Source organism: Pseudomonas gorinensis, from assembly GCF_042015035.1.
GTDB classification, from domain to species: domain Bacteria; phylum Pseudomonadota; class Gammaproteobacteria; order Pseudomonadales; family Pseudomonadaceae; genus Aquipseudomonas; species Aquipseudomonas gorinensis.
In genome coordinates, this window is record NZ_CP167125.1 from 3,193,243 (window position 1) to 3,218,924 (window position 25,682).

The 25,682-nt window shown below is 63.0% G+C and carries 27 protein-coding genes; 12 read left to right on the forward strand and 15 right to left on the reverse strand.

Features of this window, described 5'->3' with window-relative positions; genetic code table 11:
* The first annotated feature begins 91 nt into the window (after positions 1 to 91).
* The 3 genes from AB7933_RS14660 to AB7933_RS14670 are packed head-to-tail and all read left to right on the forward strand — an operon-like array spanning position 92 to position 4,473.
* Complete coding sequence (locus tag AB7933_RS14660; RefSeq protein WP_024074977.1) at positions 92 to 1,675, forward strand: ShlB/FhaC/HecB family hemolysin secretion/activation protein; 1,584 nt, start codon at positions 92 to 94, stop codon at positions 1,673 to 1,675.
* 7 nt (positions 1,676 to 1,682) lie between these two features.
* Entirely contained in the window at positions 1,683 to 3,578 is a 1,896-nt protein-coding gene (locus AB7933_RS14665; protein WP_024074978.1) for a filamentous hemagglutinin N-terminal domain-containing protein, read from the forward strand.
* Positions 3,547 to 4,473, forward strand: coding sequence for an iron dicitrate transport regulator FecR (locus tag AB7933_RS14670; RefSeq protein WP_143036968.1), 927 nt, complete (start codon positions 3,547 to 3,549; stop codon positions 4,471 to 4,473). The genes AB7933_RS14665 and AB7933_RS14670 overlap by 32 nt, the downstream gene beginning before the upstream one ends.
* Before the next feature lie 24 nt (positions 4,474 to 4,497).
* On the opposite strand, the gene AB7933_RS14675 is transcribed toward AB7933_RS14670, so the two are convergent.
* Together AB7933_RS14675 and AB7933_RS14680 are read right to left on the reverse strand one after the other, a co-directional pair.
* On the reverse strand, positions 4,498 to 4,965 hold the full coding sequence (locus AB7933_RS14675; RefSeq protein ID WP_024074980.1) for a copper chaperone PCu(A)C: 468 nt from the start codon (positions 4,963 to 4,965) through the stop codon (positions 4,498 to 4,500).
* A complete protein-coding gene (locus tag AB7933_RS14680) occupies positions 4,965 to 5,570 on the reverse strand; it encodes an SCO family protein (RefSeq protein WP_024074981.1) in 606 nt (201 codons plus the stop codon). The genes AB7933_RS14675 and AB7933_RS14680 overlap by 1 nt, the downstream gene beginning before the upstream one ends.
* 181 nt (positions 5,571 to 5,751) lie before the next feature.
* Here AB7933_RS14680 and AB7933_RS14685 point away from each other — a divergent pair, with 181 nt between their 5' ends.
* The 6 genes from AB7933_RS14685 to hemN all read left to right on the forward strand — a co-directional run bounded on the left by AB7933_RS14685 (position 5,752) and on the right by hemN (position 11,618).
* Entirely contained in the window at positions 5,752 to 6,135 is a 384-nt protein-coding gene (locus AB7933_RS14685; protein ID WP_024074982.1) for a DUF2946 domain-containing protein, read from the forward strand.
* A gap of 62 nt (positions 6,136 to 6,197) precedes the next feature.
* Entirely contained in the window at positions 6,198 to 6,743 is a 546-nt protein-coding gene (locus AB7933_RS14690; RefSeq protein ID WP_305453216.1) for a putative natural product biosynthesis protein, read from the forward strand.
* Between the two features lie 229 nt (positions 6,744 to 6,972).
* Positions 6,973 to 8,289 carry an OprD family outer membrane porin gene (locus AB7933_RS14695; protein ID WP_024074984.1) on the forward strand — a complete coding sequence of 439 codons (1,317 nt, stop codon included), beginning with the start codon at positions 6,973 to 6,975 and terminating at the stop codon, positions 8,287 to 8,289.
* A 103-nt stretch (positions 8,290 to 8,392) separates the two neighbouring features.
* Positions 8,393 to 8,836 carry a membrane protein gene (locus tag AB7933_RS14700; RefSeq protein ID WP_024074985.1) on the forward strand — a complete coding sequence of 148 codons (444 nt, stop codon included), beginning with the start codon at positions 8,393 to 8,395 and terminating at the stop codon, positions 8,834 to 8,836.
* 90 nt (positions 8,837 to 8,926) lie between these two features.
* Positions 8,927 to 10,246: a coproporphyrinogen III oxidase gene (locus AB7933_RS14705; protein ID WP_024074986.1), complete on the forward strand. Its 1,320-nt coding sequence runs from the start codon at positions 8,927 to 8,929 to the stop codon at positions 10,244 to 10,246.
* Positions 10,233 to 11,618, forward strand: coding sequence for an oxygen-independent coproporphyrinogen III oxidase (gene hemN / locus AB7933_RS14710; RefSeq protein ID WP_024074987.1), 1,386 nt, complete (start codon positions 10,233 to 10,235; stop codon positions 11,616 to 11,618). Before AB7933_RS14705 ends, hemN begins: the two co-directional genes overlap by 14 nt.
* Before the next feature lie 286 nt (positions 11,619 to 11,904).
* On the opposite strand, the gene AB7933_RS14715 is transcribed toward hemN, so the two are convergent.
* The 11 genes from AB7933_RS14715 to nirS all read right to left on the reverse strand — a co-directional run bounded on the left by AB7933_RS14715 (position 11,905) and on the right by nirS (position 20,683).
* Positions 11,905 to 13,359: a nitrite reductase gene (locus AB7933_RS14715; RefSeq protein WP_024074988.1), complete on the reverse strand. Its 1,455-nt coding sequence runs from the start codon at positions 13,357 to 13,359 to the stop codon at positions 11,905 to 11,907.
* Positions 13,356 to 14,180 (reverse strand): uroporphyrinogen-III C-methyltransferase, encoded by an 825-nt coding sequence (cobA, locus tag AB7933_RS14720; RefSeq protein ID WP_024074989.1) that lies wholly within the window; start codon positions 14,178 to 14,180, stop codon positions 13,356 to 13,358. Before cobA ends, AB7933_RS14715 begins: the two co-directional genes overlap by 4 nt.
* Before the next feature lie 69 nt (positions 14,181 to 14,249).
* Positions 14,250 to 15,407, reverse strand: coding sequence for a heme d1 biosynthesis radical SAM protein NirJ (gene nirJ, locus AB7933_RS14725; RefSeq protein WP_024074990.1), 1,158 nt, complete (start codon positions 15,405 to 15,407; stop codon positions 14,250 to 14,252).
* Positions 15,408 to 15,416: 9 nt separating this feature from the next.
* Positions 15,417 to 15,920, reverse strand: coding sequence for an Lrp/AsnC family transcriptional regulator (locus tag AB7933_RS14730; protein WP_024074991.1), 504 nt, complete (start codon positions 15,918 to 15,920; stop codon positions 15,417 to 15,419).
* Entirely contained in the window at positions 15,895 to 16,338 is a 444-nt protein-coding gene (locus AB7933_RS14735) for an Lrp/AsnC family transcriptional regulator (RefSeq protein WP_024074992.1), read from the reverse strand. Before AB7933_RS14735 ends, AB7933_RS14730 begins: the two co-directional genes overlap by 26 nt.
* A complete protein-coding gene (locus AB7933_RS14740; RefSeq protein ID WP_041161178.1) occupies positions 16,331 to 16,819 on the reverse strand; it encodes an Lrp/AsnC family transcriptional regulator in 489 nt (162 codons plus the stop codon). Before AB7933_RS14740 ends, AB7933_RS14735 begins: the two co-directional genes overlap by 8 nt.
* A gap of 23 nt (positions 16,820 to 16,842) precedes the next feature.
* Entirely contained in the window at positions 16,843 to 17,301 is a 459-nt protein-coding gene (locus AB7933_RS14745; RefSeq protein WP_024074994.1) for an Lrp/AsnC family transcriptional regulator, read from the reverse strand.
* 1 nt (position 17,302) lies between these two features.
* Positions 17,303 to 18,472 carry a cytochrome D1 domain-containing protein gene (locus AB7933_RS14750; RefSeq protein WP_024074995.1) on the reverse strand — a complete coding sequence of 390 codons (1,170 nt, stop codon included), beginning with the start codon at positions 18,470 to 18,472 and terminating at the stop codon, positions 17,303 to 17,305.
* Positions 18,469 to 18,786 (reverse strand): c-type cytochrome, encoded by a 318-nt coding sequence (locus AB7933_RS14755; protein WP_024074996.1) that lies wholly within the window; start codon positions 18,784 to 18,786, stop codon positions 18,469 to 18,471. Before AB7933_RS14755 ends, AB7933_RS14750 begins: the two co-directional genes overlap by 4 nt.
* A gap of 16 nt (positions 18,787 to 18,802) precedes the next feature.
* On the reverse strand, positions 18,803 to 19,117 hold the full coding sequence (locus AB7933_RS14760) for a c-type cytochrome (RefSeq protein ID WP_024074997.1): 315 nt from the start codon (positions 19,115 to 19,117) through the stop codon (positions 18,803 to 18,805).
* Positions 19,118 to 19,141: 24 nt separating this feature from the next.
* Positions 19,142 to 20,683, reverse strand: coding sequence for a nitrite reductase (gene nirS / locus AB7933_RS14765; RefSeq protein ID WP_236646011.1), 1,542 nt, complete (start codon positions 20,681 to 20,683; stop codon positions 19,142 to 19,144).
* Positions 20,684 to 21,010: 327 nt separating this feature from the next.
* Between nirS and AB7933_RS14770 the strand changes: the two genes are divergently transcribed.
* From AB7933_RS14770 to AB7933_RS14780, 3 genes are read left to right on the forward strand one after another with little or no spacing between them, the layout of a single operon-like run.
* Positions 21,011 to 21,787, forward strand: coding sequence for a CbbQ/NirQ/NorQ/GpvN family protein (locus tag AB7933_RS14770; RefSeq protein ID WP_041160914.1), 777 nt, complete (start codon positions 21,011 to 21,013; stop codon positions 21,785 to 21,787).
* Positions 21,771 to 22,343, forward strand: a complete 573-nt coding sequence (locus AB7933_RS14775; protein WP_024075000.1) for a cytochrome c oxidase subunit 3 family protein — start codon at positions 21,771 to 21,773, stop codon at positions 22,341 to 22,343. The genes AB7933_RS14770 and AB7933_RS14775 overlap by 17 nt, the downstream gene beginning before the upstream one ends.
* Before the next feature lie 7 nt (positions 22,344 to 22,350).
* Positions 22,351 to 22,605, forward strand: coding sequence for a cytochrome C oxidase subunit IV family protein (locus AB7933_RS14780; RefSeq protein WP_024075001.1), 255 nt, complete (start codon positions 22,351 to 22,353; stop codon positions 22,603 to 22,605).
* Positions 22,606 to 22,699: 94 nt separating this feature from the next.
* Here the strand turns inward: AB7933_RS14780 and AB7933_RS14785 are convergent, their stop codons facing one another.
* Positions 22,700 to 23,950 (reverse strand): IS256 family transposase, encoded by a 1,251-nt coding sequence (locus AB7933_RS14785; RefSeq protein WP_024074675.1) that lies wholly within the window; start codon positions 23,948 to 23,950, stop codon positions 22,700 to 22,702.
* A 473-nt stretch (positions 23,951 to 24,423) separates the two neighbouring features.
* A complete protein-coding gene (locus AB7933_RS14790) occupies positions 24,424 to 25,572 on the reverse strand; it encodes an integrase core domain-containing protein (protein WP_024074889.1) in 1,149 nt (382 codons plus the stop codon).
* Positions 25,573 to 25,682 lie beyond the last annotated feature (110 nt).

The window sequence follows — 25,682 nt, forward strand, 5'->3', positions numbered from 1 at the left end:
TAGTGGCTACACTCTGCGCCGGGGCCCACCCCCTGCTGGCACTTAACGCAGCGTAAGACGTTTAAACCTCACGCTGCCTAAGGGCCAACCCATGATTGACCGTTTCATGCTGTTGCTGGTGCCCGCCTCATTCGCGGTGTGCACCTCGTTCGCAGTGGCCGCTGATAGCGAGCCGTTGTCGCCACGCTTCGATATCACCCGCTTTGAGGTGCGCGGTAATACGCTGCTGCCCGCCGACGCACTGGCGCAGAGTGTGGCGCCGTTCGTGGGGGCCCAGCGCGATTTCAGCGATGTGGCCAAGGCCCAGGAGGCGCTTGAAGACGTCTTCCACCGACAAGGCTATCCACTGGTGCGCATCGACCTGCCTGAGCAGGAGTTGAACGGTGGTGTGGTGGTGCTGGACGTGGTGCAAGTGCGGATTGGCCAGGTGACGGTCGCCGGCAACCAGCATTTCAGCACGGCCAACGTGCGCCAGTCGCTGTCGGCGCTGCAAGAGGGCTCCTCGCCTGACCTGGCGGCGGTGTCCAAGAGCCTCAAGCTGGCCAACGAAAACCCGGCCAAGCAGACCGTGATGAAGCTCAAGACTGGCGCGGCCGCCGATACGGTGGACGCCGACGTGCAAGTCAGCGATGAGTCGCCATGGAGCGCTGCGCTGAACCTGGACAACAGTGGCTCCAAGGAAACCGGGCGCACCTACGTCGGTGCCGTGTTGCAGAACGCCAATATGTTCGGGCGCGACCAGGTGATGAGCCTGCAATACACCACCACCGTGGAGAAGCCCGAGCGTGTCAGTGTCTACGGCCTGGGCTACCACCTGCCGCTGTATGCGCTGGGCGACTCCCTGGACTTTTTCACCAGTTACTCGGATGTCGACAGCGGTACGGTGACGGCGGGCATCTTCGACCTGGCCGTCAGCGGCCGCGGCACGATCTTCGGCACGCGCTACAACCACAACCTGGCGACGGTGGGTAATTACCAATCCAAGCTGGTCTATGGCATCGACTACAAGGCCTATAAAAGCAGCCTGGAGCTGTTCGATGTGCAACTGGGCAATGACATCACCGTGCACCCCCTCAGCCTGGGTTACCAAGGCACCTGGGTGCGCCTGGATGGCGACGCGAATATCGGCCTGTCGCTGTTGCACAACATCCCCGGCGGGTCCAAGGGCCAACAGAGTGATTTCGACCTGGCGCGTGCCCATGCACGGGATGACTACACGGCATTGCGCTTTGCCACGAGCCTCACGCAGATCCTGCCGGCCGCCTGGCAGTTGCGCGCGGCGTTGAACGGCCAGTACACCAAGGATGCCCTGGTGCCCGGCGAGCAATTTGGCGCCGGCGGCGCGGCGTCGGTGCGTGGCTTCCGTGAGCGCGAGGTGAGCAACGACTCGGGTGTGGTCGGCAACCTCGAAGCCTACACGCCGCCGTTGTGCCTGGGGGGCAGTTGGCAGTGCCGCGCCCTGGCGTTCTACGACGCCGGCTACCTGACGCGTAACAACGCGCTGCCCGGTGAGTTCGAACACATCAGCCTGAGCAGCGCAGGCCTGGGTGTGCGCCTGATCTACCGACGCAACCTCAATCTGCAAATGGATTACGGCCATGCCTTGCACGCCGAAGCCAGTGATACCCAGCGCGGCGATGATCGCCTGCACGTCCGTCTCAGCCTGGCCTTTTGAGGGTGCCATGACAATCAAACCTACCTTGATGGCGCTGTCCCTGGCGATGGCGATGGCCACCAGTGCGATGGCGGCCCCGGTCAACCCGGTGATCGTCAACGGCCAGGTGACGTTTACCCAGGATGGCAACACCCTGACCGTCACCAACAGCCCCAATGCAATCATCAACTGGTCGAGCTTCTCCATCGCCCAGGGCGAGCTGGTGCGGTTTGTACAACAGAGCAGCAACAGCAGCGTGCTCAACCGTATCACCGGCCAGGACCCCAGCGTGATCCTCGGTACCTTGCAGTCCAACGGGCGGGTGTTTCTGATCAACCCCAACGGCATCGTGTTCGGTGCCGGGGCGCAGATCGATGTCGGCGGCCTGGTGGCGTCGAGCCTGGCGATTTCCAACGCGGACTTCCTCTCGGGCAACCGGCGTTTCTCCGCTGACGGGCCGGCTGGCCAGGTCAGCAACCAGGGCGCGATTACCACGCCGTCGGGGGGCCAGGTGTACCTGATCGCGCCGGATGTGAACAACACCGGCATCATCACCACGCCCCAGGGCGAGACGGTGCTGGCGGCGGGGCACTCGGTGCAGTTGGTGGACTCCACTAATCCGGGCATGCACGTGGTGGTGTCGGCGGATAAGGACCAGGCGCTGAACCTGGGCACCGTGATTGCCCAAGGCGGCACCATCGGTATCTACGGTGCACTGGTCAACCAGCGCGGCACGCTGAACGCCAACAGTGCCGTGGTCGGCGCCAACGGCAAGGTGGTGCTCAAGTCCAGCCGTACCACCTTGCTCGAAGCCGGTAGCAGCACCACCGCCACGGGCGTCGGGGGTGGTGGTGACATACACGTGCTGGGCGAGCAGGTCGGTGTGATGGGCAATGCGCGCATCGATGCCAGCGGCCAGCGCGGCGGTGGCCGTGTGCTGATTGGCGGTGACTACCAAGGCAAGAACCCGGCCATCCTGAACGCCAAACACAGTTATGTGAGCCAGGACGCGCGGATTTCCGCCGACGCCCTGGCCAGCGGCGATGGCGGCAAGATCATCGTATGGGGCAATGACACGACGCGGGTCTATGGCACGCTGTCGGCTCGCGGCGGCGCGGCCTCGGGCAACGGCGGCCTTGTCGAGACGTCCGGGCATTTCCTGGATGTGGCCGGCGCGCGGGTCGACACACGTGCGGCCCTCGGCACGGCGGGCTTCTGGCAGCTGGACCCGGCGAATATCCTGGTTACCTCGTTCCTGTCCGGCCCTTCGGCTTCACTGGGCGATGTGTCGGCTTTCGCCAATGCACCGGGCGCCGACAGTGAAATCGATGCCGACCTGCTGTCCAACGCGACCTCCAATGTGTTGTTGCAAGCCACCCACGACATCACGTTCTACACGGGGGTCAACAACACCAACAGCGGTGTCGGCCTCACGGCGCAGGCGGGTAACGACATTCATGTCAATTCGCTGATCCGGTTCAGCGGAGATATCACCCTGGCCGCCAACCATGACGGCGCCGGCACGGCCAGCGGCAGCGGGCGGGTGTTTACCGAGGGCGTGCCCACCGCTGGCGGGCGCTTGACGATCACTGACGTCGACCGGCCGCCTGTCGAGCCCCCGAAGCCTGTCACAGTGCCGCCCAGCGCCGATATTTGTACGTTGGCGCCGAACTCGGCGTTGTGCCAGGTGCTGTCGCCACCCACGGCGAGAGAGCCGAACAACCCGGTGCAAATGGCAACGAATGAGGTCATCAAGACCGTGAACCGGTCGTCCTCCAGCGTTATGGATACTGTCTCCTCCGGTATTCCGGCTGAAAAAAGCCGGGGCCCCTCGCTACCCGCTAACAAGGCGGAAGGCAATACAGACGCTTCCACTGATCAGGGCAATAAACATGAACCCGTTAAAAAGGTGTACTGCAATTAACGCGTGGCTGTTGCTGGCGCTGCTGAGTGCAGCGACCTGGGTTCAGGCCGCCCCGCAGGCCGGTGTGGTGACGCATCTGAGCGGGCCGTTGTTCGTCAAGAAGCTCGACGGCAGCCTGCGCGTACTGGGTGAGCAGTCGTTGGTGGAAGTCGGCGATACCTTGTCGACCCAGGGCAAGGGCTATGCGCAAGTGCGCCTGCGCGATGACAGCCTGTTGACCCTGCAACCGGGTACCGTGCTCAGCGTGGACGCGTTTGCCTACGACGTGAATGTGCCTGGCGCCGATGCGGCGGTGTTTACCCTGAAACACGGCGGGTTGCGCTCGGATGGCGGGTTGTTGGGCAAACGCAGCCAGGATCGCTCGACGTTGATGACGCCCCGAGGCCGTATCGACCTGCAATCGGCCAGCGTGGAGGTGTATTACCAGCCGACGGCAGGGGTGGCGACGCGAGCTTCGTCGCGGGTGAAAAGCCTGGCCATGGGGTTGGCCGCGTCGGCCGGACACGCTGACGACTCTTACAGCGCCGTCGTCGCTGCGGTTTCGGCGCGCTATGTTTATCGCCTGGCCAATGTGCTGGCATCGGTCGAGTCATGGGCGGCGCAAGGAAAGGCATCGCTTGCGGCAGTGGTGCAAAAGGCTACGTCAGTGCTGCCACCCGGTTTATACGTGCACGTGCTCGACGGTCAGATCAACTTAACTAACGGGGGCGGTACGCAGGGTTTCAAGGCTGGCCAGTTCGGATTCACGTCGAGCGTTAGGGAACCTCCTGCGGTGTTGCCGAAGAACCCCGGCATTGCGTTCAACCCACCGCCCGTATTCAGCCAATCCATGGGGCCGCAGGGCTCCACGGCCAGCGCCAGCAAATCGAATGACGTTGATTGCGAGGTGCGCTAAGCCGGATGGACCCCGCTGAACCCATCAATGCATCTTGCTATGGTCCATGCCATCCAGCCCACGCGCCTTGGCCTGGACCTCGACGGTCTGCTTCTCGCCCTTGGCATTCTGCACCGTCAAGGTCAGCGGCACCTGGTCGCCTTCCTTGATCTGCCCGGTCAGGCCCATCAGCATCACGTGGTAACCGTCCGGGTCGAGCTTGACCGCCTGGCCCGCCGGCAGGGCCACCGAGTCCACCGGGCCCATGCGCATCACGTCGTCCTTCATGCTCATCTCATGGATCTGCACGTCCTTGGCCACCGGCGAGGCCACGCTGAGCAGCTTGCTGTCGCTGTCGGCGGTCACGGTCATGAACGCGCCGCTGGACGGTTGGCCCGGCACGGTGGCGCGTACCCAGGCATCGGCGACTTGCACCTGGGCGCTGGCGTGGGCGGCGAGGCCCAGCAGGGTCAGGCCAAAGGTGAAGCGCTTGAGGTGTTGAACGGCAGTCATTAGCAGACCTCCATGACGGTGAGCAGGTCTTCTGCGCACTCTTTAGCGGTAAGGGATGCCTGCAGGCCCAGGCGCAGGTTGCCACGGGTGTCGAACACGAAACTGGTGGCCGTGTGGGACAGGGTGTAGGTGTCGCCGGCCGGGATCTTTTCATAAAAAATCCCGAACTCCTTGGCGGCCACGGCGATTTCTTCCGGGGTGCCGTAGAGCGCTTCGAAGCTGGGGTCGAAGGCCTTGACGTATTTGTCGAGAATCTCGGGCGTGTCGCGTTCCGGGTCGAGGGTGATGAAGATCACCTGCATGATCTCGCCGTCGCGGCCCATCAGCTTCTTGGCCTGGGCGGCGCGGGCGAGGGTGGTCGGGCACACGGCCGGGCACTGGGTGAAACCGAAGAACACCACCGGCATCAGGCCACGGTAGGAACTGAGGGTGACGGTGTCGCCCTCGGTGTTCTTGAGCTTGAAGGTGCGGCCCATGATCTTGTCGCTCAAGTCCTTGCCGTATTTGAAGTTCAACTTGGGGCTGTTGTCACAACCGGCCAGCAGGCCCAGACCCAACAGGCCCATGCCGGTCAGGACCTTGCGGCGGGTGAATAACGTACTCATCAACGGTGCATCCTGTGAAACGCCCGCATTGCGCTAAGTCAACTCGGCAGGCTTTGAATAGGAGTAAACGAGGAGGGCGCCAAGTCTACCAACCCTGGCCAGCCCGCGTAATCTGCGACGTTCTGCCACAGGGGCATGCCGCGCTTCATCCTTTTGCGGCGCTGGTGGTAGAGTCGCCGCCATGAAATTGAGCCGCCCCGACCGTTCCCTGATTGTCTGGACCCTGTACTTCTGCGTGCTGATGAACCTGTTCGCGTGCGGTTTGGGCCATGGCCAGATGATGGGCCAGCAGCTCAATGGGATCGGTGGCGCGTTCTGTGGGGTGGACGGCAAACCGGCGCCACTTTCCGACAAAGGGCTGGGCGCGCCGTCTTCCAGCAACATCTCGAACTACTTTGCCTGCCCGGTGTGCAACGCTGTCACCGTCGCCCTGGTGTTCCTGATCGGCCTCGCCTGGCTGCTGGGCCTCGGGCAAGCCCCGCGCCCGGCCCATGAGCGGCGCAACAAGGCGCCGCCGCGTTATTCCTGGCCCTCGGCCAACCCCCGCGCCTCTCCCGCCTTCTGACGTATGCCTTGGGCCTCCTGTGAACAGGGGGCGTTCGATCGTCACGACTGTGAGTGCGTTTCATGAATCATCACCTGCCTGCAGGCGCCAGCCGCCTGGTCAGCAAGGCATCGCGTCGCCTGCGTTCTGAACCCTTGCGGCCTGAATACCCAAGCAATGCCCGCTGTTTCGTGCACCTGGATGCACGCCTGTTGCCGTATTGGCACACCGTGTTCGACATCTGCCCGGCGCTGCTCAAGCTCGACCCGCCGGAGGGGCTGAACCTGTTTCGCAGCTTCATGACCTGGGCGTATCACAACCAGCCTCCCCAGGACTGGACGTGGCACCTGAATGTCTGCCGCTGGCTGCTGGGTTCGGCGTACCGCGGGCAGATTGATGAAGAACCCATCGAAACCTTCATGGCGGCGGCTGCGGCATGCTGGATCAACACGGATGACAGCCAGGCCCAGGGCGTGGTCCTGGGCTGGCAAGGCGTGCGCGTGTTCGACTGCAAAGGCTCCGCGCACGCCGGCTGCGAAGCGCCCGCGCTGGCGCCCCTGCCGTGGGACTTTGCCTGGTGCCCGCTGATGTCGCCGAAGGGTTTCAGCGCGTGGTTGCCGGTGCCCTGAGGAGCGGGCCCGGCCTGCCAGGGCGCCACTGGCTTCAGGCGGGGGCTCGATCAATGCGGGAGGGTTGGATTGTTACGTAAACGGAAAAAGTGATTGACGGTTTTAGCGGCTATTTCCCCGCCGCCCAACGCTATACCGTGCGCGCACCCGTTGGATGCAGCACCGCCCGAGCGACAAAGAACAGGGTTGGGCTGTGACGGGGTTGCCTCAATGACTTCCAGGAGCCTTCATGAAACACACCACTTGCCTGGCGCTCGCCGTTTCCCTCGGCGCGGCGCAACAGGCTGCTGCATCGGGTTTTATCGATGACAGCAAAGCCACCCTCGACCTGCGCAACTTCTATTACAACCAGGACACCCGTAACGCCAAGGCGCCCTCCGATAAGGAGTGGGGCCAGGCGTTCATGTTCAACTACCAGTCCGGTTTTACCGACGGGCCAGTAGGCTTGGGCCTTGACCTGCAAGCCATGTACGGCCTGCGCCTGGATGCCTCGGGCCGCGCCGGCAAGGCCGGTGAAGACAACACCCCCGGCAGCGTATTCCCACTGTCCGATGGCAAGGCCGCCAACGACTTCAGCAAGACCGGCGCCACCGGCAAGATGCGTATCTCACAGACCCAGTTCAAGGCCGGCACGCTGCTGCCCAAGTTGCCCGTGCTGACGACCGAAGACGGCCGGCTGTTGCCGCAGACCTTCCGTGGCTATCAGGTCGACTCCAAGGACCTCAAGGACTTCAACCTGGTCGCCGGTAAAATGGAGCAGGTGCTGGACCGCAACTCCAGCAACGGCCAGGGCATGTCCATCGCCGGGGCCAATGACCCGGCCAAGGGCAAGTTCAGCAACCAGTTCTACTACGGCGGGGCGGATTACGCCGTCAGCAAACAACTGCAAGTGCAGTACTACTACGCCAGCCTGGAGAACTTTTACCAGCAGCACTTCCTGGGCCTGATCCATAACTGGCAGTTGCCGGTGGGGCAGCTCAAGACCGACCTGCGCTATTTCTACAGCACGGCCGACGGCAAGAATGCCAGCGCCGCCGGGCGTGGCGAAGGCTATGTCAGTTCGGGGTACTACGGGGCGGGCGTCAATTCCGGCAAGGTCGACAACCGCCTGTGGAGCGCAATGTTGACCTATGGCTTGCACGGGCACTCCGTGGGCCTGGGCTATCAAAAGACCACTGGCGAAAGTGATTTTCCCCACATCAACCAGGGCCAGGGCCGTTCGCTGTACCTGATCACCAACGCCCAGTCGCTGAAGTTCGTCAATGCCGGCGAACAGGCCACGGTGGGCAACTACACCTACGACTTTACCGGCCTGGGCATTCCGGGGCTGAAGTCGAGCGTGACCTATATCCACGGCAGCAACATCCGCGCGGCGCGTCGCGACAACAGTGAGTGGGAGCGCGATTTGCGCGTCGACTACGTGATCCCCGTGGGGACGTTCAAAGGCCTGGGCCTGACCTGGCGCAGCGCGGTATTGCGCGGCAATGACACACCCGACAAGGATGAGACGCGCCTGATCGTCAGCTACAGCATCCCGCTGATGTAGGCGGGGGCGGCACGCAGGCGCAACGCTTGATCGGTATCAAGGCCGTGTCATTCACCCTCGCGCACACTGGGCTCCCCACGGCCGGTCCCTCTGCGAGGCCTCCATGCTTTACCTCCTGTTGCTATTGGCCCACCTGTTCGCCGCGCTGATCTTTATCGGCACGGTGTTTTTCGAGGTGCTGATCCTGGGGCACCTGCACCGGCACCTGCCGATTCGGGTGATGGTGCTGGTGGAGCAGGGTGTCGCCCGGCGCGCCCGGGTGTTGATGCCGTGGGTGCTCTTGGTGCTGTTCGGTGCCGGGCTCGGCATGGTCTGGCTGCGTTACCTGCCGGTGCTGTCGGCACCGTTGGCGTCTGCCTTTGGCACATTGCTGACCCTCAAGCTGATCCTGGCCGCCAGTGTGCTCCTGCACTTTCTGGTGACGATGGCGCGGATGCGCCTGGGCACCGTCAGTGCACGCTATAGCCGCGGGGTGCATCTGAGCCTGTTCGCGCACATGGTCGCGATCGTGCTGCTGGCCAAGAGTATGTTTTACCTGAGCTGGTAGACGTACGGGCCTGCGACCTTGATGCATATCAAGGTGCGCAACCAGGTCGCACCGGACAATGGGTCACCGTCGCCCGTACCGGAGTCTGTCATGCGCACCCACCTTCATCCCTCCCGCTTTCGTCACGATCAAGGCGTGTTGGACCTGGCCTGCCAGACGGACACCCGGCGCTTCCATGCCGGTGTCGGCTCCCTGGACCTGTTGCGCGCCTTGCGTGACAGCCGCCAGCGCCAACGGCCGCTGGCGTTGAACCTGCACTGGCCGGCGAGCGACCTCGGCGATGACTACCTGCACAGCCTGACCCAGGAAATCCAACTGATGGGTTGCCAGCTCGGCGCGCGCCAGCCGGTTGATCACTTTCACCTGCGCGGCACCACCCCGGCGCTGGCGCAGTTGCAAGCGTTGATGGCGCAGTTGCATGAGCGCTTCAACTTCCTCGACCACGACCGGGGTGACTACCGCATCGACCTCGACCCTTGGCACATGGACTGGGCCACCATGGGCCTGCTGCGCGAGCTGGGCTTCAACCACGCCAGCATCGGCGTGCCGGACGCCAATCGCGAAGGGCCTTTGCCCCAGGCGCGGTACCAGGACCCGGCGCCCATCGAATCGTTGGTCGATGCGGCGCGCACCTTCGGTTTTCGCTCGGTCAACATCGACCTCGGTTATGGGCATGCCTGGCAGACCCCGGCGAGTTTCGAGCAGAAACTCGCCAGCCTGATCACCCTGGAGCCGGACCGCTTGCAGGTGTTCGATTACGCCCACGCGCCTTCACGCTATCAAGCCCAGCGCCTCCAGCCGTTCTGCAGCGAGGCAGACAAGAGCGCCATGCGCCGCAGCAGCTTTGAGCACCTGGCCGCCGCGGGCTATCACTACATCGGCCTGGGCCAGTTCGCCCGCGCCGACGATGACCTCAAGCAGGCCCAGGAGCGCGGGCGCCTGAGCCGTAACTGCGAAGGTTTTACCCTGCACGGTTATTGCGACCATGTTGGTTTCGGCCTGGGCGCCATCAGCCAGATCGACACCTTGTGTGCGCAGAACACCACCGATCCTCGCCAGTACCGCGAACAGTTGGGTAATGGCCAGCTCGCCACGAGCCGCGGCTGGTTTCGCGAGACCGCCGACCCGGTGCGCCTGCACGTCGCCGAACGCCTGGCCTGTGACCTTGAGTTGGATATCCGCGCGGTGGAGCATCGCTACGGCCTGGTGTTCGCGCGCTATTTCGCCAACCTGTGGCCGTTGCTGGAAGCCTTGCACCGCGACGGCCTGATCGAGCTGTCGCCGACATTCATTTGGCTGCTGCCGGCCGGCCTGCCGCACGTGGATGGCATCTGCGCGTTGTTCGAACGCGCCGTGCTCGCTACCCCGGTCAGTGCCAATGACGAGGTGATCGACCATGACAGCCTTTGAATTCGACCGCGCCCTGGTACACAAATACGACCGACCCGGGCCGCGCTACACCTCGTACCCCACCGCACCGCAATTCAACAGTGCCTTTGCCCTGGATGACTATCACCAGGCGGTGCGCGCCAGCCACCGGGTGGCCGCGCCCAAGGCGTTATCGGTGTATATCCATATCCCGTTCTGCCAGAGCCTTTGCTACTACTGCGGCTGCCACAAGATCATCACGCGCAAGACCCACCGCGCCGTGGAGTACCTGGGCTACCTCAAGCGCGAGATCCAGATGCAAGGCGCGTTGTTCGAGCGCTCCCGGCGCTTGACCCAGTTGCACCTGGGGGGCGGTACGCCGACCTACCTGGACGACGCGCAACTGGCTGAGCTGATGGACTGCCTGGGGCAACATTTCACCCTGGATGACAGTGACGCCCATGAGTTCTCCATAGAGGTGGACCCACGCACCATCAGCGTCGAACGGATCGACACCCTGCGTCGCCTGGGTTTCAATCGCCTGAGCTTCGGCGTTCAGGACTTCGACCCCGACGTGCAGGCAGCGGTCAATCGCCAGCAAAGCGAAGCGCAGATCGTGCAACTGGTGGCGGCGGCCCGCGAGGCGCGCTTCAAGTCCGTGAGTGTCGACCTGATCTACGGCTTGCCCCTGCAAACCGTGGCCAGTTTCGATGTGACCCTGAGCAAACTGATCGCCCTGCGCCCTGACCGGGTGGCGGCCTACAGCTACGCGCACCTGCCCAGCCAGATCCGCGCCCAGCGCATGATCCGCCCCGAAGACATGCCACCCCCGACGCGCAAGCTGGAACTGTTGGAACTGACCATCCGCCGCCTTACCGAGGCCGGTTACGTCTACATCGGCATGGACCATTTTGCCTTGCCCGACGATGAGCTGGCATTGGCCCGCGCCAATGGCAGCCTGCAACGCAACTTCCAGGGCTACTCCACCCATGCCGATTGCGACCTGATCGGCCTGGGTGTATCCGCCATCGGCAAGGTGGGTGACAGCTACAGCCAGAGCGTCAAGGAACTGTCCCAGTACTACGCGCGAATCGATGCGGGCATGCTCCCGGTACAGCGCGGTTATCGGCTCAACCCCGATGACGTGCTGCGCCGCGAGGTGATCAATGGCCTGATGTGTGACGGCCGCGTCGATTTCGCCCGGGTCGAAGCCGCCCATGGCATTCGGTTCAACGAGTATTTTGCCGAGGCCATGACACAACTGGATGAGCAGGTGGAAGATGGGCTGTTGCTGATCCAGCACGATGCACTGCAACTGTTGCCCAAGGGCCAATTGATGGTGCGCAGCGTAGCCATGGCCTTCGACGCCTACCTCGGCGGCGCACACAAAGGCCAGTTCTCCCGCACGGTTTGAGCTAAGTGCTGTCGCGGCGATCGGAGTTGTGCCCGGTGTACTCGGTAAAAAATGTGGGAGGGGGCTTGCCCCCGATGAGGGAGTGTCAGCCACTTATTGGTTAACTGACCCGGCGCCATCGGGGGCAAGTCGAATCGTCGCACCGCCCCTCCCACATTTGGATCGGTATCTATCAGGTAGACCTGAGTCTGCTTTTGTTCTGGTTTTTGCGGCCCTGGAACCGACCGAAGTTGTGCCTGCTGTACTCGGTTAAGTGTGGGAGGAGGCAGTCTTTGAACACCATGGCTCAATGTGATGTGCCTTCGGCAAACTCCACCTTGTTCCCCACGTTGTACTTGCCCGAAGGTTTGTTCATGGGGATGCGCTTGATCTCCTTCAGCGTCTGGCTGTCATACACGATCAACGCGCCGTCGGTGGCCCAGATACTCAGCAGCAGGTAGCGGCCATCCCGGGTGAATTCCACATGGGCCGCGGTCTTGCCTGGCATCGGCCGCAGGGTGTGGGCGATCTCCAGGGTCTGCTTGTCGATCAGGTGGATCGCATCGTTGTCCGGCCCGAAGAACACGTCGCTCCACACATAGCGCGAGTTCACATGGCTGCGCATGAAAAAGCCTGGCCCCAGGGTGGGGATCTGTTTGATCAGCGTCCAGGTCTTGAGGTCGATCACCGAGATTTGCCCCTTGCTGATATTCGGCGTGGCAAATACCCACTGGCCATTGCGTTGCCAATACGTTCCCGAACCCAGGTGCGGCATGCCGGACAGCGGGATATCGGTGACCACCCGACCGCTGTCCAGGTCAATCACCTGGCCGCCCCCGGCTTTGCGTGAGGTGGCCACCAGTTGGCGGTAATCCGGGGAGAAAGAAAAGTCATCGAGCACGTCCTGGGCCTGGATGCGCCGGGGTTCGAAGCTGGGCTGGGCGGCGGCATAGGACAACTCCCAGACTTCGTTCACGTCCTTGAGCGCCACGATAAAGCTGTTGCGCGGCGGCGCGGTGTAGACCGCGCTGACGCGGGAGGCTGTGTCCAGCGTCTTGACCAGGGACAGGTCGCGCGCATCCAGCAGCACCAGGTTGCCCGGCAGGTAGTTGCCCGCCAGCACCCAGCGCCCGTCCTTGCTCACCGCCAGGTTGCGGGTATTGAGCCCGACGCGGATTTCGGCGATCAGCTTGAGGTTGTGCAGGTCATATTGGCTGATCCAGCCGTCGCGCGAGGCGAAGTACACAAAACGCCCGTCGGGGGAGAATTTTGGCCCGCCGTGCACCGCAAAATGGGTGCGGAAGCGGTCCAGCACGGTAAAGGTGTCACCGTCGAGAATGTCGATGTGATGGTCGCCCGACTCCACCACCACGAACAGGTTGAGCGGGTCGACGTGATGTTGCGGTGTGGTGGGCAAGCGGCTTACATCCGCCAATACCGTGTGGCTGCTACGGATAGCCTGCTCATCCCAGCTCACCGGCGAATCGGGCGGCTGTTGCAGCAAGCTCGCCAGGCCGTCGATCTGTGCCGCGCTCAGCTGTGGCGCGAACGCGGCCATCTGGCTGGCGGGGCGGCCTTGTTCGATGACCTTGCGCACTTCCTCCGGCTTGATCCGCCCCAGGCTTTCCGGGAGCAACGCCGGGCCGCTGGCGCCGATGCGGTTGAGGCCGTGGCAGCCTGCGCAGAGGCGTTGGTAGTCCTCGGCCGGCGTTCCGTGGGCGGCCGAGGCCCACAGCAGCGGCACCAGCAGCAGGCGTTTCATACCGCCACCGCTTCACGGGCCGGGGTCAGGCTGGCGGGGAAGTGCAGGGCGGTGTCGGCGAACAGGTTGACCACGTGGCCAATCACGGTCAGGGTCGGCACCCCGGGCTCGCAGTCGGCGGCCAGGGTCGGTAACTGGCGCAGGGTGCCACGGGCCACGTGCTGGTCGGCGCGGGCACCATTGCTGATCAGCGCCGCGGGTGTGTCCCCCGGTAAACCCGCCGCAACCAGGTGTTCGGCGATCAGCGCCAGATTGGACAGGCCCATGTAGAACACCAGCGTCTGGCTCGGCTCCGCCAGGCTGGCCCAGGGCAATTTCAAGGCACCGTCGCGTTGCAGGTGCCCGGTGACGAAGCGGCAGGAGTTGACCAGGTCGCGGTGGGTCAACGGGATGCCGGCATAGGCGCTGCACCCGGACGCCGCGGTAATACCCGGCACCACCTGGCAAGGAATGCCCCGCGCCAGCAGGTATTCCAGCTCTTCGGCACCGCGCCCGAAGATAAAGGGGTCGCCGCCCTTGAGGCGCACGACCCGTTGCCCCTGGTCGGCCAGGTCGGCGAGCAGTTCGTTGAGCTGGTCCTGGGGCAGGCTGTGACAGCCGCTGGCCTTGCCCACATAGTGGCGCGCGCAGGTCAGCGGGATCAGGCTCAGCAGCTCGGCGCTGACCAGGCGGTCGAACACCACGGCATCGGCCTGCATCAACAAGCTCCAGGCACGCAGGGTCAACAGGCGCGGGTCACCGGGGCCGGCGCCCACCAACGCGACTTCGCCGGGGTGGAAGGGGCTGTGCAAACTGGCAGGTAGGGCGGTTGAAGTGTGCATGAGACGTCCTTGGTTCTTCATCAGGTAGGCAGCGCCCCCGGTTGTGTCACCGGGTGGTCGCGCCAGGGATCAGGGGGAGGGCCGCTGGGCGATCTCGGCGTCACTGAGGTGGCAGCCGGGGTCCGGGCCCCAGAGGTCGCCGTCGGCCCAGGCGCGGGTGCGCGTATTGCCGTTGCAGATCGGCAACCAATGGCACTTGGCACAACGCCCACCGATGGCACGCGGGTGTTCGCGCAGGCGCAGCAGCAACGGATCGGGCTGGTCCAGCCAGAGTTGGCGGAAGGTGGTGTTGCGCACATTGCCCACCGAGTGCTGCCACCAGTAGGTGTCGGGGTGCACCTCGCCCGTGTTGTCGATATTGGCGATGCCGCTGCCGGAGGCATTGCCGCCCCAGTTGTGCAGCAGGTGCTCCAGCTGGGGGTAGTGTTGGGGCAGATGCTGGTGGACCCATTGCAGCAACAGCACGGCGTCGGCGTCGTTGTTGCCGCTGACGAAGTCACTGTCGATACCGTTTTCGATATCGCTCCAGGCCTGTTGGAAAATCAACCGCATGGCCTCGCGGCTCATCTGCCGGTGCGCGTCCAACTGGCGGCTGCGCTTGCCACGCCCGCTGTAGTTGAGGTGCGACAGGTAGAACTTCTGCACATCGTACGTGCGCATCAGCGCCAGCAGCTGCGGCAACTGCGCGTGGTTGTCCTGGGTCAGGGTGGTGCGCAGGCCCACGCGAATCCCGGCCTCGCGGCACAGGCGGATGGCGTGCATCGAGCGCTGGAAACTGCCGTGCAATTGGCGAAAGGCGTCGTGGGTCGCCTCCAGGCCATCGATGCTGATGCCCACATAGTCGAACTGCGCGTCGGCAACCTGCTGGATAGTGTGCTCATCGATCAACGTGCCGTTCGTCGACAGCGCCACGAAAAAACCTTTGTCGCGGGCATAGGCGCTGAGCTGGAACAGGTCCTCGCGCAGCATGGGTTCGCCGCCGGACAGGATCAACACACGCACCCCGGCGGCCTGCAGATCATCGATGACCTGAAGGGCCGCCGGGGTGTCCAGTTCATTGCGGAACACACTGTCGGCGCTGGTGGCGTAACAGTGTTTGCAGGTGAGGTTACAGCGCCGCAGCAGGTTCCAGATCACCACCGGCGGCCGATCGCTGCCGGGCGGCGATGTACGGGGTGGCGGGCATTGGCCGGCGAGGGTACGCAAGTACTGACTGATCCGCAGCATGGGGCGCTCCTACGAGTGGGCCGGCGGCAGGCGCAGGCCGGTTTTTTTCAGGATGCGGCTGCTCACCAGCATCTCGTCGGCGCGGCAGGCATCCCCCAGCAGGAACCGCAGGTGTTCGCGGTAGCTGTCGATTTCCTCGCGGCTGCGCCCATGCACCATGGCGAACAGGTTGTAGGGCCAGCCGGGGCGGCGCGGACGCCGGTAGCAATGGCTGACAAACGTCTGCGCACCGAGCAGTTGACCCAGGCGCGGCAGTTGCGTGTCGAGTACGTCCCAGACCGTCATGCCGTTATGCCGATAGCCCAGGCGATAGTGGTTGGGCACCGCCGCGATACGTCGGATCGCGCCTTCGGCCTGCAGGCGCTTGAGCAGGTCGAGGGTCGATTCGACGCTGATGCCCAACTGCTCGGCGAGCCAGGCCCACGGGTCTTCCACCAGCGGCAGGCCGCCTTGGGTGAGGGCGACCAGGCGCAGGGCCAGGGGGGTGTCAGACCGGGAAATACAGACCGACATGGTAGGTGTGCTCCTTCGGCAGGTTGAGCACCGACAACCCGGTCAGGGCCTCGATGCGCGACAGGGTGGCGGCCAACTCCGTCTCGGTGGCGCAGGCGAGCACGAACCACATGTTCCAGCGGTGCTCGCGGCGGTAGTTGTGGGCGACCTGGGGCAGGGCGTTGAGCTGCTCGGCGACGGCGTCAAAGCGCGCCTCGGGTACGGCCAGCGCGGCCAGGGTGAAGGCGCCGCCGAGGCGCTCGATATCGAACATAGGGCCGAAGCGCGTAAGCACGCCGTCTTCGAGCAAATCATGCAGGCGGTCGAGCACTTCACCGGGGCGGCTGTGCAGTTCGGCGGCCACCTGCTGCCAAGGTTCGCGCACCAGCGGCAAGCCGAGTTGCAGGCGATTGATCAGGCGTCGGTCAAGATCATCCATGGGCCCATACCTGCGAAGGGGGTGGGGCAAAACGTCCGCCGCATTGCTTGAAGGCGCGCGTGCTGAACAGCAGTTGATAGGGCAGGTCGCTGAGCAGCTGCTGCTCCAGCAGCGCGTGAATCTGCGCCTCGACCGCGCGGTGCTCGCGGCCGTGGACCATGCAGAACAGGTTGTAGCGCCACTGCGGCAGGCGCCGGGGGCGCTGGTAACACAGGTTCACCCCCCGCGCGCGGCCCAGGCGCTGGCCGACTTCATCGACCAGCGCATCCGGCACGTCCAGCACCAGCATTGCGTTGGCCACATAGCCCAGGGCGCGGTGGTTGAGCACCAGGCCGACGCGGCGAAACAAGCCCTGGTCGCGCCATTGCTGCATCTGTTGCAGCACCTGGTCGTGATGGGCGCCGATCTGTTCGGCGAGGTCTTCATAAGGCCGCGTGACGATAGGCAAACCGCGCTCCAGGCACTGGCGCAGGTCGAGCATTTGTTCCTGGGTCAGCGGCGTGATCACGGGTGTTCTCCCAGGGAAAACCCGAGGTCGATGCGGTAGGCGGTGAGCATCGGCAAATCCAGCGGGGTGAGGCCGGTGTCTTTCTCCAGCTCATCAAGGATTTGCTCCAGGTGCTGGCGGTGCGGCCCGGTCAGCACGAACCACAGGTTGTAGTGATGGTCGCGGGCATAGTTGTGGTTGACCTCCGGATATTGGTTGATCCGCAGGGCCACCTGCTCCAGGCGTTCGACGGGTACCGCCAGCGCCGCCAGGGTGCTGGCCCCCGCGCGGGTGTGCTCGAACACCGGGCCGATGCGCGACAGGGCGCCGGCCAGTTCCAGGCGTTGCAGGCACGCCATCACCTCGGCCTCGCGGCAACCCAACACCTGGGCCATTTCCCGGTAGGGCTCGGCACACAGAGGCATGCCGTGTTGGAAGCGTTCGATCAATTGTTGGCTGAGCCGATCAAGGTCCATCTCAATACCCCATTTTTTGCGCACGGAGGCTGAAGAAAATGCCGCTGGGACTCAGGGCCGGCAATGTCTTCAGCAGGGTCAGGCGGTACGGGTCCCACACTTGCACCTGTTCGCCGTCGCGCACCGACAGCCACAGTTGCTCGCCACGCCCGCTGAATTCCATATGCAGCACACCGGGGCCAGGGCGCAGGTCGGCGACCACCTGGTGGGTCTCGCTGTCGAGCACCTGCACCCGGTCGTTATCCGGGTAGGCGAAGTTGACCCACAGCTGGCGCCCGTCGGGGCGCGCGGTGACAAAAATCGGTTGCCCGGCCACCGCGATCGCGGCGGTTTGCTGCCAGGTGCGCGCGTCCATCACCAGCACCTGGTGGCGACCCACGGCGGGTACGAAGGCCTGGTTGTCGGCGACGGCCCAGCCTTCCAGGTGGGGCATCTTGTAGACCGGCAGTTTGGCCTGGCCGCGTCCGTAGTCCTTGAGCACGCGCTGTACGCCGCGCTCGGGGTGCCACAGGTCGAGCTGGGCCATGCCGTCTTCACCGAACAGCCCGGCCATGTAGTAGCGGCCATCGGCGGTGATCAGCGCGTCATAGGGTTGCTCGCCGATGTCCTTGAAGCGGGTGATGCGCGGCGCGTTGCCGTGGCTGAAGTCAGCGCTCCAGATTTCGCCCGTGTCGAACAGGCTGAACACGAAGCGTTGGCCGGGCGCATCCACCAGGCCCACCACCCGTGAGCGCTTGCCGTCGGGCAGGGCGGTGGCGGGGATATCCGCGACCTGTTGCAAGGTGTCGGCGTCGAACACCTTGACCCCGCCCGGCACATAGTTGGACACGGCGATCAGGCGGCCATCCTGGCTGATGGCGCCGCCAATGCTGTTGCCGCCCTGGACGATGCGCCGCTCGATGCGCTGGGTCAGCAGGTCGACCTTGGTCAAACCGCCGTCGCGGGCAAACACATAGGCGAAACGCTGGTCGCGGGAAAACACCGCCGAGGCATGGGACAGGTCGCCCAGCCCCTCGATGCGTGCCAGTTCGGTCATGCCGGTGCTTTCGATGATCTGCACGCTGCCGCTGGCACGTTCGATCACCAGGCCCAGGTCGCCACTGCCGCGCAACGTGGGCTGAGTGCAGGCGCCGAGCAACAGGCACAGGGATAACAGGGCGGGACGCATCATGGTGCGGGGCTTCCTTGCAAGAGGCGGTCGACCAGCCAGGCGATATCGCCGGCACTGAGCAGTGGGCCCCAGCCGGGCATGGCGCGGGCAGGGCGGCCGTAGGTGACAGTGGCGATCAGGCTGTCGCGGCTGTGGTCGGCGAGGGCCAGGGGTGTGAGGGGCGGGCCCAGGCCACCGGTCAGGTGCAGGCCGTGGCAGGCGCCGCAGTCCTGGGTCAGCAGGTGTTCAAGGCGGGCAGCGTCCGGGGTGGCCGCTGCCCGCGCGGGCATCAGCAGGAACAACGCCATGGCGGTACCGATTATCGATGCGTGCATGACGTGCTCCTTGTGGTTATTTCAAGGTCAGGACCCAATCGGCCAACACCTTGGCTTCGTCATCGGTGACCTGGTTCGGCGGCATCGGAATCGGCCCCCAGTTACCCTGGGTGCCGTTCTTGATGTGGCTGGCCAGGGTCGCGGCGGCGTCTTTCACCCCGGCATTCTTGGCCGCGACATCCTTCAAGGCCGGCCCCACCAGTTTGCTGTCGATGGTGTGGCAACCCACACAGGGCTTGCTGTTGAACAGGTCGTGGCCGTCTTGCGCCAGCGCCGGTTGCAGGCCGATGGCCGCCGTGCACGCCAGCAGTGCGAGGAGAGTATTTTTCATTGGATGATCTCGTGTTGATGGGGCTCAATAAATGTCGTGTTGGGTGTTGTAGACGTTGAATTTTCCGGTCGGGGTGATCAGGCGCTTGTCCTTGATCACCTGCTTGAGCTTGAGGGTCTTGTCATCGATCACCACCAGCGCCGACTCTTCGGTCTGGCCGTTCCATACCGAGAACCACACCTCATCGCCCGCCTTGTTGTATTCCGGTTGCACAACGCGCAGGGCGCCTTGCTTGATCCCGGAATACTCGGCAATCGGCAGCACGGTGTAGCCTTTGCCCAGCTGGTTGATATCGAACACGGCGACCGATTGGCTGAGCTTGGCGTCAGGGTTGAGGGTGGTGTCGACGTACAGGTGATGGGAGTTGGGGTGGGTCTTGATAAACAGCGAACCGCCGCCCTGGCCCTTGAGGGATTCCACCTGTTTCCAGGCATATTGCGGGTGCTTGACCGGGTCGGTGCCGATCACCGAAATACCGCCGTCGCCCAAGTGGCTGGTGGCCCATACCGGCCCGAATTTGGGGTGGTTGAAGTTGGCGCCACGGCCGGGGTGCGGGGTCTTGCCGACGTCCACCAGGGCGGTGAGCTTGCGCTCCTTGGAGTCGATCACCGCGACCTTGTTGGAGTTGTTCGCCGCCGTCATGAAGTAGCGGTGCGTGCTGTCCCAGCCGCCGTCATGCAGGAACGGCGCGGCGTCGATGGTGGTGATGGTGAGGTTCTTGATGTCCTGGTAATTGACCAGCATCACCTTGCCGGTTTCCTTGATGTTGACGATGAATTCCGGCCATTCGTGGGAGGCAATGATCGCCGCCACGCGCGGCTCGGGGTGATATTCCTGTTTGTCCACGGTCATGCCGCGGGTGGACACGATCTGCTTGGGCTCCAGGGTTTCACCGTCCATGATGGTGAACTGCGGTGGCCAGTAGGAACCGGCAATCGCGTACTTGTCCTCATAGCCCTTGAACTTGGAGGTCTCCACCGAGCGGGCCTCGATGCCCACCTTGATCTCGGCGACTTTGGTGGGTTCCAGCGGCCACAGGTCGATCATGTCGATCTTGGCGTCGCGGCCGATCACCAGCAGGTAGCGACCGGAAGCCGAGATACGCGAGATATGTACGGCGTAGCCGGTGTCGATCAGCTTGATGATCTGCTTGGTGTCACCGTCCACCAGGGCGATCTTGCCGTCGTCGCGCAAGGTCACCGAAAACAGGTTTTGCAGGTTGAGTTTATTCAGTTGTTTTTTCGGACGGTCTTCCGGTTTGACCAGCACTTTCCAGGTCTTGAGGGTTTCGGCCATGCCCCATTCCGGCGGGGTGGGCGCAGTGTGCTGGATGAAGGTGGCCATGCTGGTGATCTGCGCCTTGGTCAGCGCGTTGGAGGTGCCCCAGTTCGGCATGCCGGCGGGAGAACCGTAGGTGATCAGCGCTTCCAGGTACGCCTGGCCACGGGCCTGGGTGATATCCGGTGTCAGCGGCTTGCCGGTGGCGCCTTTGCGCAATACCCCATGGCAACCGGCGCAGCGCTCGAAGTAAATCTGCTTGGAGGCGTCGAAGTCAGCCTGGCTCATATCGGGGGCGCCGGTGGTTTTCACCACGCCTGCCGCCGCGTCGCCATGGGCCGTGATCGGCAGGGCCAGGGCCAGGGCGCAGCTCAAGCTGGCGAGGCTCAATACCCAGGTTTTTCTGTTGCGAGTCAGCATTCCATTTCTCCTCAGGCAAGACCTTTGCGATGCCCGGCGAAGGCAGGGTAGAGCGCAGGTTCTTAGTGCCCGGCAAGACTAGGGTGTCGCGTCGCAATGTTCGCTTGACGGCGATCAAGTTTGCCGGTGTGCGTGCTTGCCAGGTTGTCGCAGGGGCCCTTAGCGTGGCAGTCGAACCCGTTGTGAGTACGCGTGATGACCGAGCCCTTCTACCAACCGCTGCATAACGAACAGCCGCTGTTCGAACACGCCTGGCGCCACCGCATGCCGGTGCTGATCAAAGGCCCGACCGGCTGTGGCAAGACCCGTTTCGTGCAGCACATGGCGCACCGCCTGAACCTGCCGCTGTACACCGTGGCCTGCCACGACGACCTGAGCGCCGCCGACTTGCTCGGACGCCACCTGATCGGTGCCGAGGGCACCTGGTGGCAGGACGGCCCACTGACCCGCGCCGTACGCGAAGGCGGTATTTGCTACCTTGACGAAGTGGTCGAGGCGCGCCAGGACACCGCCGTGGTGCTGCACCCGATTGCCGACGAGCGTCGCGAGCTCTACCTGGAACGCACCGGCGAAGTGCTCAAGGCGCCGTCGTCGTTCATGCTGGTGGTGTCATACAACCCTGGTTACCAGAACCTGCTCAAGGGCATGAAACCCAGCACGCGCCAGCGCTTCGTCGCTTTGCGTTTCGGCTACCCGCCAGTGGCCGACGAGGAACGCATCGTCGCCCGTGAGGCAGGCGTGGACGCAGCGCTCGCCGCCCAGATCGTGCGTCTTGGCCAGGCATTGCGTCGCCTCGATCAGCACGACCTGGAAGAAGTCGCGTCCACACGCCTGTTGATCTTCACCGCACGCCTGATCGGCGCCGGCATGAACCCGCGCGAGGCGTGCCTGGCCTGCCTGGCGGAACCGCTGAGCGATGATCCCCTCACCGTGGCTGCGCTGATGGACGTGGTGGATGTGCACTTCGCCTGAACCGCGCCGGCTGCCAGGTGACCTGGCGATGTGGTTTTTTATCCTCGCTGAGCTGTCGGTGTTTGCGATTCTGATCCTGGCATTCGCCGTGACCCAGGTACTCAAGCCCGAGGTGTTTGCTGACGGGCGCGCGCAGCTGGATACCTCGACGGGATTGGCGATGACCTTGAGCCTGCTGACCACGGGCTTGTTCGCGGCGTTGGCTGTGCAGCGCGTACGTCTGGGGCGCTCGCGCGAGGGCGGCGCGTTGTTGGTGGGCGCGTTGCTGGTGGCACTGGTGTACGTGGGGATCAAACTCGGCGAGTACGCCCACCTGGCCGCCGCCGGGCTGGGGCTGGAGCACAGCACCTTCTTCACTTTGTATTGGATTCTGACCGGGTTTCATTTTCTGCATGTGCTGCTGGGGATGGTGATTCTCGGGTGGGTGGCGGTGGGTTGTTGGCGGCGGGCTTATCCGGGCACTGGCTTGAGTGGGGTGGAGTCTGGGGTGCTGTATTGGCACATGGTGGATTTGGTGTGGGTGGTGTTGTTTCCGTTGGTCTATGTGATTGGGTGAGGTGCGGATGGGAGGTTCCCTGGGAGTGGTGGTGTGTTGGGCGGTGCTGGTGGCGCTGAGTGTTGGTACGGTCTTGACTGGCGCGTCTGGGCTGTGGGGAGTGGTGCTGGGGTTGGCGGTGGTGAAGGGGTGGGTGATTGTGGATGGGTTTATGGAATTGCGGCATGGGCCTTGGGGGTGGCGTTTGGCGATGGTGGGGTGGGGGGTGGTGATAGTGGGGGGGATATTGGTTGCTGTGGTGATGAGTACATGGGCTGGTTGACTGAGTACATATCCATTTCTGCGGTAACGGCGACGGGACTGTCAGATATTTTGTGTGCGGGCCGGTAACGGCCTGCCGTCAGGCAGGCCATGCTTTACCAGGTTGGCCTGATAAATCGATCTCCGTACAGAATCGCAAATTGATTCATCGCACTTTTCCAGTCATGGGCCGCGGAGCCCCAGTTTGCGGTGATATTGCGCAGTCCAAGCCAGATCAGTTTTGTCGCCGCATCGTCGGTCGGGAAGTGACCTCGGGTCTTGATGATCTTGCGCAACTGAGCGTTGATGCTCTCAATGGCGTTGGTCGTGTAGATCACTTTTCGAATCGCCGGCGGGAACACGAAAAATGGGATCACACGATCCCAAGCGCGGCGCCAGGCAGCCACTACCGTCGGATACTGCTTGCCCCATGGCCCGCTTTCAAACGCATCCAGCGCCTGCTCGGCTGCTTCGGCGGTCACCGCCTGATAGATCGGTTTGAGCGCCTTGGCCAGTTCGCGACGCTTGTCCCAGGCCACGTAATCAAGACTGTTGCGGATCAGATGAACAATGCATGTTTGCAGTGTCGTGTCTGGAAATACGGCGTTGAGAGCCTCTGGCATGCCTTTCAGTCCATCGGTCACAGCAATCAACACGTCTTCGACGCCGCGTGTCTTGAGGTCGTTGAAAACTTTCATCCAGAACTTGGCGCCCTCGGTATTTTCTATCCAGATGCCGAGAATATCGCGTGTTCCGTCAGGCAAAACGCCCAGGGCCAAGTAAATCGCCTTGTTGCGAACCAGCCCCTCTTCGCGAATTTTGACCCGTAGAGCATCGAAGAAAATAACCGGATACATCGGCTCCAAAGGCCGCTGTTGCCATGCACCGATCTCTGCCATGACCTCGTCGGTTACAGAGCTGATGAAGTCGGGAGAAACGTCAGTACCGTACTGCTCGGAAAGAAACGCTCGGATCTCTCTGACCGTCATTCCACGGGCATACATGGCGATGATCTTGTCGTCGAAACCGGTGTAGCGGCGTTCGTGCTTGGGGATCAAAATGGGCGAAAAACTGCCGTCCCGGTCGCGGGGAATATCCAGTCGGAGCGGACCGTCGCCGGTTAGAACCGTCTTGCCGCTTTTGCCATTGCGCTGGTTGGTTTCATCCTCTGGGCGCTGCGCGCCCGGCGGATAGCCCAAGTGGTGACCTAGCTCTGCACTCAGCGCTCGCTCGATCAAAGCCTTCTTGAACGCCGCAGACGCGTCCTCGATAGCTTCAGCGGTCATCGGTCCATCGGTGAATTGCTCGAGCAGCTCTTTCGGGATTTTCGGCAGCTCTCGCAACGCGGGTTTCTTTTTGGTTGGCATACATGCACCTCTTACTCATGTTATGCCCGAACACAAAATTTCTGACACCCCCTTACAGCGGGTCACTTTTGGCAAACGCCCGGGATGCCGGCCCAGCCAAAAGTAACCAAAAGGTCTGTGCCCCACCACTCGGCACCTCGCTTAGGCTCGGTGTGCCCTCACTCCGGCTTTGGAGCGTGGGCCGCCGTCATGGGCCATCCCTGGCCCAGGACGGCTAACCCGGCGTCCTGCCGGGTTACCCACGCTCCAAAGCCTGCGTTCGGCCAGCGTGGTTTAACGGGGCGCCGAAGATCAAAAGCCAAAGCGCGGCGGCCTTCGAGCCGACCGGTGTTGTAGCTGGTGTACTCGGTTGAGAATGTGGGAGGGGGCTTGCCCCCGATGAGGGAGTGTCAGTCACTTATTTGTTGACTGACCCGGCGCCATCGGGGTGTAGAACCGTAGACATCGTTTACATCTGAAACCGGGGACATCGTTTACACATTTGAGGCTTGGACGCGGGTCGTACCTCGTCCAAGCCTCCCCAAGGGATAGTCACACAGGTACAAATCCCAGGCATCATCCTCAGCTTCTTTAAGCCCTATCCTTTCTCCGGATAGGGCCTCGCTGACAAATACCAACTTGCCATTCCACTTGATCGATCCATCCTGCCTGACGCTTCGCACCCGCATTTCTGCCGGATACTCCACATCGGGCAAGCATCCTGGGTACAGTCGGGTAGATGGTACGTACACCTCTCCCGGGCGCTTCATACCAAGCGCTTCATGAGGGCGTACGTAATTGAACTCATGTCGGAAATGTTCCAACAAAAGCTGCTGCTCGACCAAGTTGTTCCCTAGCGGTAGCTCAAGTTTCAGGCTGCGATGCATTCGTTCGTGTCGACCATTCTGGGCAGGTCTTCCTGGTATGGTGCGCTCGGGATAGATACCTAAACGGATCCACCAAACGGCCAGTGTGGACATTCTCGCCAAGCCAGGAGAGGCGAAGGGAACGCCATTGTCAGAACGAATGACTTCCGGCATGCCGTAATCCTGAAAAAGCCGCTCAAAGGTTTGTTTTACAGGCTGGGTCATGATTTTAGGATGAGCCCTGCAAGCCAGAATCAAACGGGATGCATGGTCTGTAACAGTCAGCGGGAAGCACATCTGGGCGTTGAGCATCTTGAATTGCCCTTTGTAGTCCACGCACCAGGTTTTGTTGGGGTCATTGGCCTCTCGCATTTCAATATGGGAGGTACCGTGCCGACGCTTGAACCGCCGTTTGCTGACCAGTCCAAGCCGATCCAGCCATTGGCCTGCTGTACTCGCAGAGGGCCATGCGATGGAGGGATCCTCGATTCGCAGTAGCTCGATAAGCTTCTTAGGTCCCCACTTATCGTGAGCTTCCTTCATGGCCACTACACGGGCCAAGATCTCATCGTCGGTCTTGTTGGGACTGTGATGAGGTCGTCGGGAAAGCTCGGACAACGACTTTAAATCGCCATCATACCGAGCAATCCATTTGTCTACCGTAGGCCGGCTCACGTTGAAACGACGCGCCAGCTGGGCTTTTGTGTAGTTGCCAGAAAGCCAGTTAGCAACCAGCTTGATTCGTTGATTCATGGGGGACTCTTGGTTCCAGGGCATGATCAGCTACCTCCTGATCATGCGTATTAACCTGTAAACCATGTCCCCGGTTAGAAATGTAAACGATGTCCCCGGTTTGTACCGGGGCAAGCCCCCTCCCACATTTGGAT

What these genes read in the sequence shown, in the direction of transcription:
- AB7933_RS14660 (WP_024074977.1), top strand. Translation starts at nt 92, where the DNA reads ATGATTGACCGTTTCATGCTGTTGCTGGTGCCCGCCTCATTCGCGGTG.
- AB7933_RS14665 (WP_024074978.1), top strand. Translation starts at nt 1,683, where the DNA reads ATGACAATCAAACCTACCTTGATGGCGCTGTCCCTGGCGATGGCGATG.
- AB7933_RS14670 (WP_143036968.1), top strand. Translation starts at nt 3,547, where the DNA reads ATGAACCCGTTAAAAAGGTGTACTGCAATTAACGCGTGGCTGTTGCTG.
- AB7933_RS14675 (WP_024074980.1), bottom strand. Translation starts at nt 4,965, where the DNA reads ATGACTGCCGTTCAACACCTCAAGCGCTTCACCTTTGGCCTGACCCTG.
- AB7933_RS14680 (WP_024074981.1), bottom strand. Translation starts at nt 5,570, where the DNA reads ATGAGTACGTTATTCACCCGCCGCAAGGTCCTGACCGGCATGGGCCTG.
- AB7933_RS14685 (WP_024074982.1), top strand. Translation starts at nt 5,752, where the DNA reads ATGAAATTGAGCCGCCCCGACCGTTCCCTGATTGTCTGGACCCTGTAC.
- AB7933_RS14690 (WP_305453216.1), top strand. Translation starts at nt 6,198, where the DNA reads ATGAATCATCACCTGCCTGCAGGCGCCAGCCGCCTGGTCAGCAAGGCA.
- AB7933_RS14695 (WP_024074984.1), top strand. Translation starts at nt 6,973, where the DNA reads ATGAAACACACCACTTGCCTGGCGCTCGCCGTTTCCCTCGGCGCGGCG.
- AB7933_RS14700 (WP_024074985.1), top strand. Translation starts at nt 8,393, where the DNA reads ATGCTTTACCTCCTGTTGCTATTGGCCCACCTGTTCGCCGCGCTGATC.
- AB7933_RS14705 (WP_024074986.1), top strand. Translation starts at nt 8,927, where the DNA reads ATGCGCACCCACCTTCATCCCTCCCGCTTTCGTCACGATCAAGGCGTG.
- hemN (WP_024074987.1), top strand. Translation starts at nt 10,233, where the DNA reads ATGACAGCCTTTGAATTCGACCGCGCCCTGGTACACAAATACGACCGA.
- AB7933_RS14715 (WP_024074988.1), bottom strand. Translation starts at nt 13,359, where the DNA reads ATGAAACGCCTGCTGCTGGTGCCGCTGCTGTGGGCCTCGGCCGCCCAC.
- cobA (WP_024074989.1), bottom strand. Translation starts at nt 14,180, where the DNA reads ATGCACACTTCAACCGCCCTACCTGCCAGTTTGCACAGCCCCTTCCAC.
- nirJ (WP_024074990.1), bottom strand. Translation starts at nt 15,407, where the DNA reads ATGCTGCGGATCAGTCAGTACTTGCGTACCCTCGCCGGCCAATGCCCG.
- AB7933_RS14730 (WP_024074991.1), bottom strand. Translation starts at nt 15,920, where the DNA reads ATGTCGGTCTGTATTTCCCGGTCTGACACCCCCCTGGCCCTGCGCCTG.
- AB7933_RS14735 (WP_024074992.1), bottom strand. Translation starts at nt 16,338, where the DNA reads ATGGATGATCTTGACCGACGCCTGATCAATCGCCTGCAACTCGGCTTG.
- AB7933_RS14740 (WP_041161178.1), bottom strand. Translation starts at nt 16,819, where the DNA reads ATGCTCGACCTGCGCCAGTGCCTGGAGCGCGGTTTGCCTATCGTCACG.
- AB7933_RS14745 (WP_024074994.1), bottom strand. Translation starts at nt 17,301, where the DNA reads ATGGACCTTGATCGGCTCAGCCAACAATTGATCGAACGCTTCCAACAC.
- AB7933_RS14750 (WP_024074995.1), bottom strand. Translation starts at nt 18,472, where the DNA reads ATGATGCGTCCCGCCCTGTTATCCCTGTGCCTGTTGCTCGGCGCCTGC.
- AB7933_RS14755 (WP_024074996.1), bottom strand. Translation starts at nt 18,786, where the DNA reads ATGCACGCATCGATAATCGGTACCGCCATGGCGTTGTTCCTGCTGATG.
- AB7933_RS14760 (WP_024074997.1), bottom strand. Translation starts at nt 19,117, where the DNA reads ATGAAAAATACTCTCCTCGCACTGCTGGCGTGCACGGCGGCCATCGGC.
- nirS (WP_236646011.1), bottom strand. Translation starts at nt 20,683, where the DNA reads ATGAGCCAGGCTGACTTCGACGCCTCCAAGCAGATTTACTTCGAGCGC.
- AB7933_RS14770 (WP_041160914.1), top strand. Translation starts at nt 21,011, where the DNA reads ATGACCGAGCCCTTCTACCAACCGCTGCATAACGAACAGCCGCTGTTC.
- AB7933_RS14775 (WP_024075000.1), top strand. Translation starts at nt 21,771, where the DNA reads ATGTGCACTTCGCCTGAACCGCGCCGGCTGCCAGGTGACCTGGCGATG.
- AB7933_RS14780 (WP_024075001.1), top strand. Translation starts at nt 22,351, where the DNA reads ATGGGAGGTTCCCTGGGAGTGGTGGTGTGTTGGGCGGTGCTGGTGGCG.
- AB7933_RS14785 (WP_024074675.1), bottom strand. Translation starts at nt 23,950, where the DNA reads ATGCCAACCAAAAAGAAACCCGCGTTGCGAGAGCTGCCGAAAATCCCG.
- AB7933_RS14790 (WP_024074889.1), bottom strand. Translation starts at nt 25,572, where the DNA reads ATGCCCTGGAACCAAGAGTCCCCCATGAATCAACGAATCAAGCTGGTT.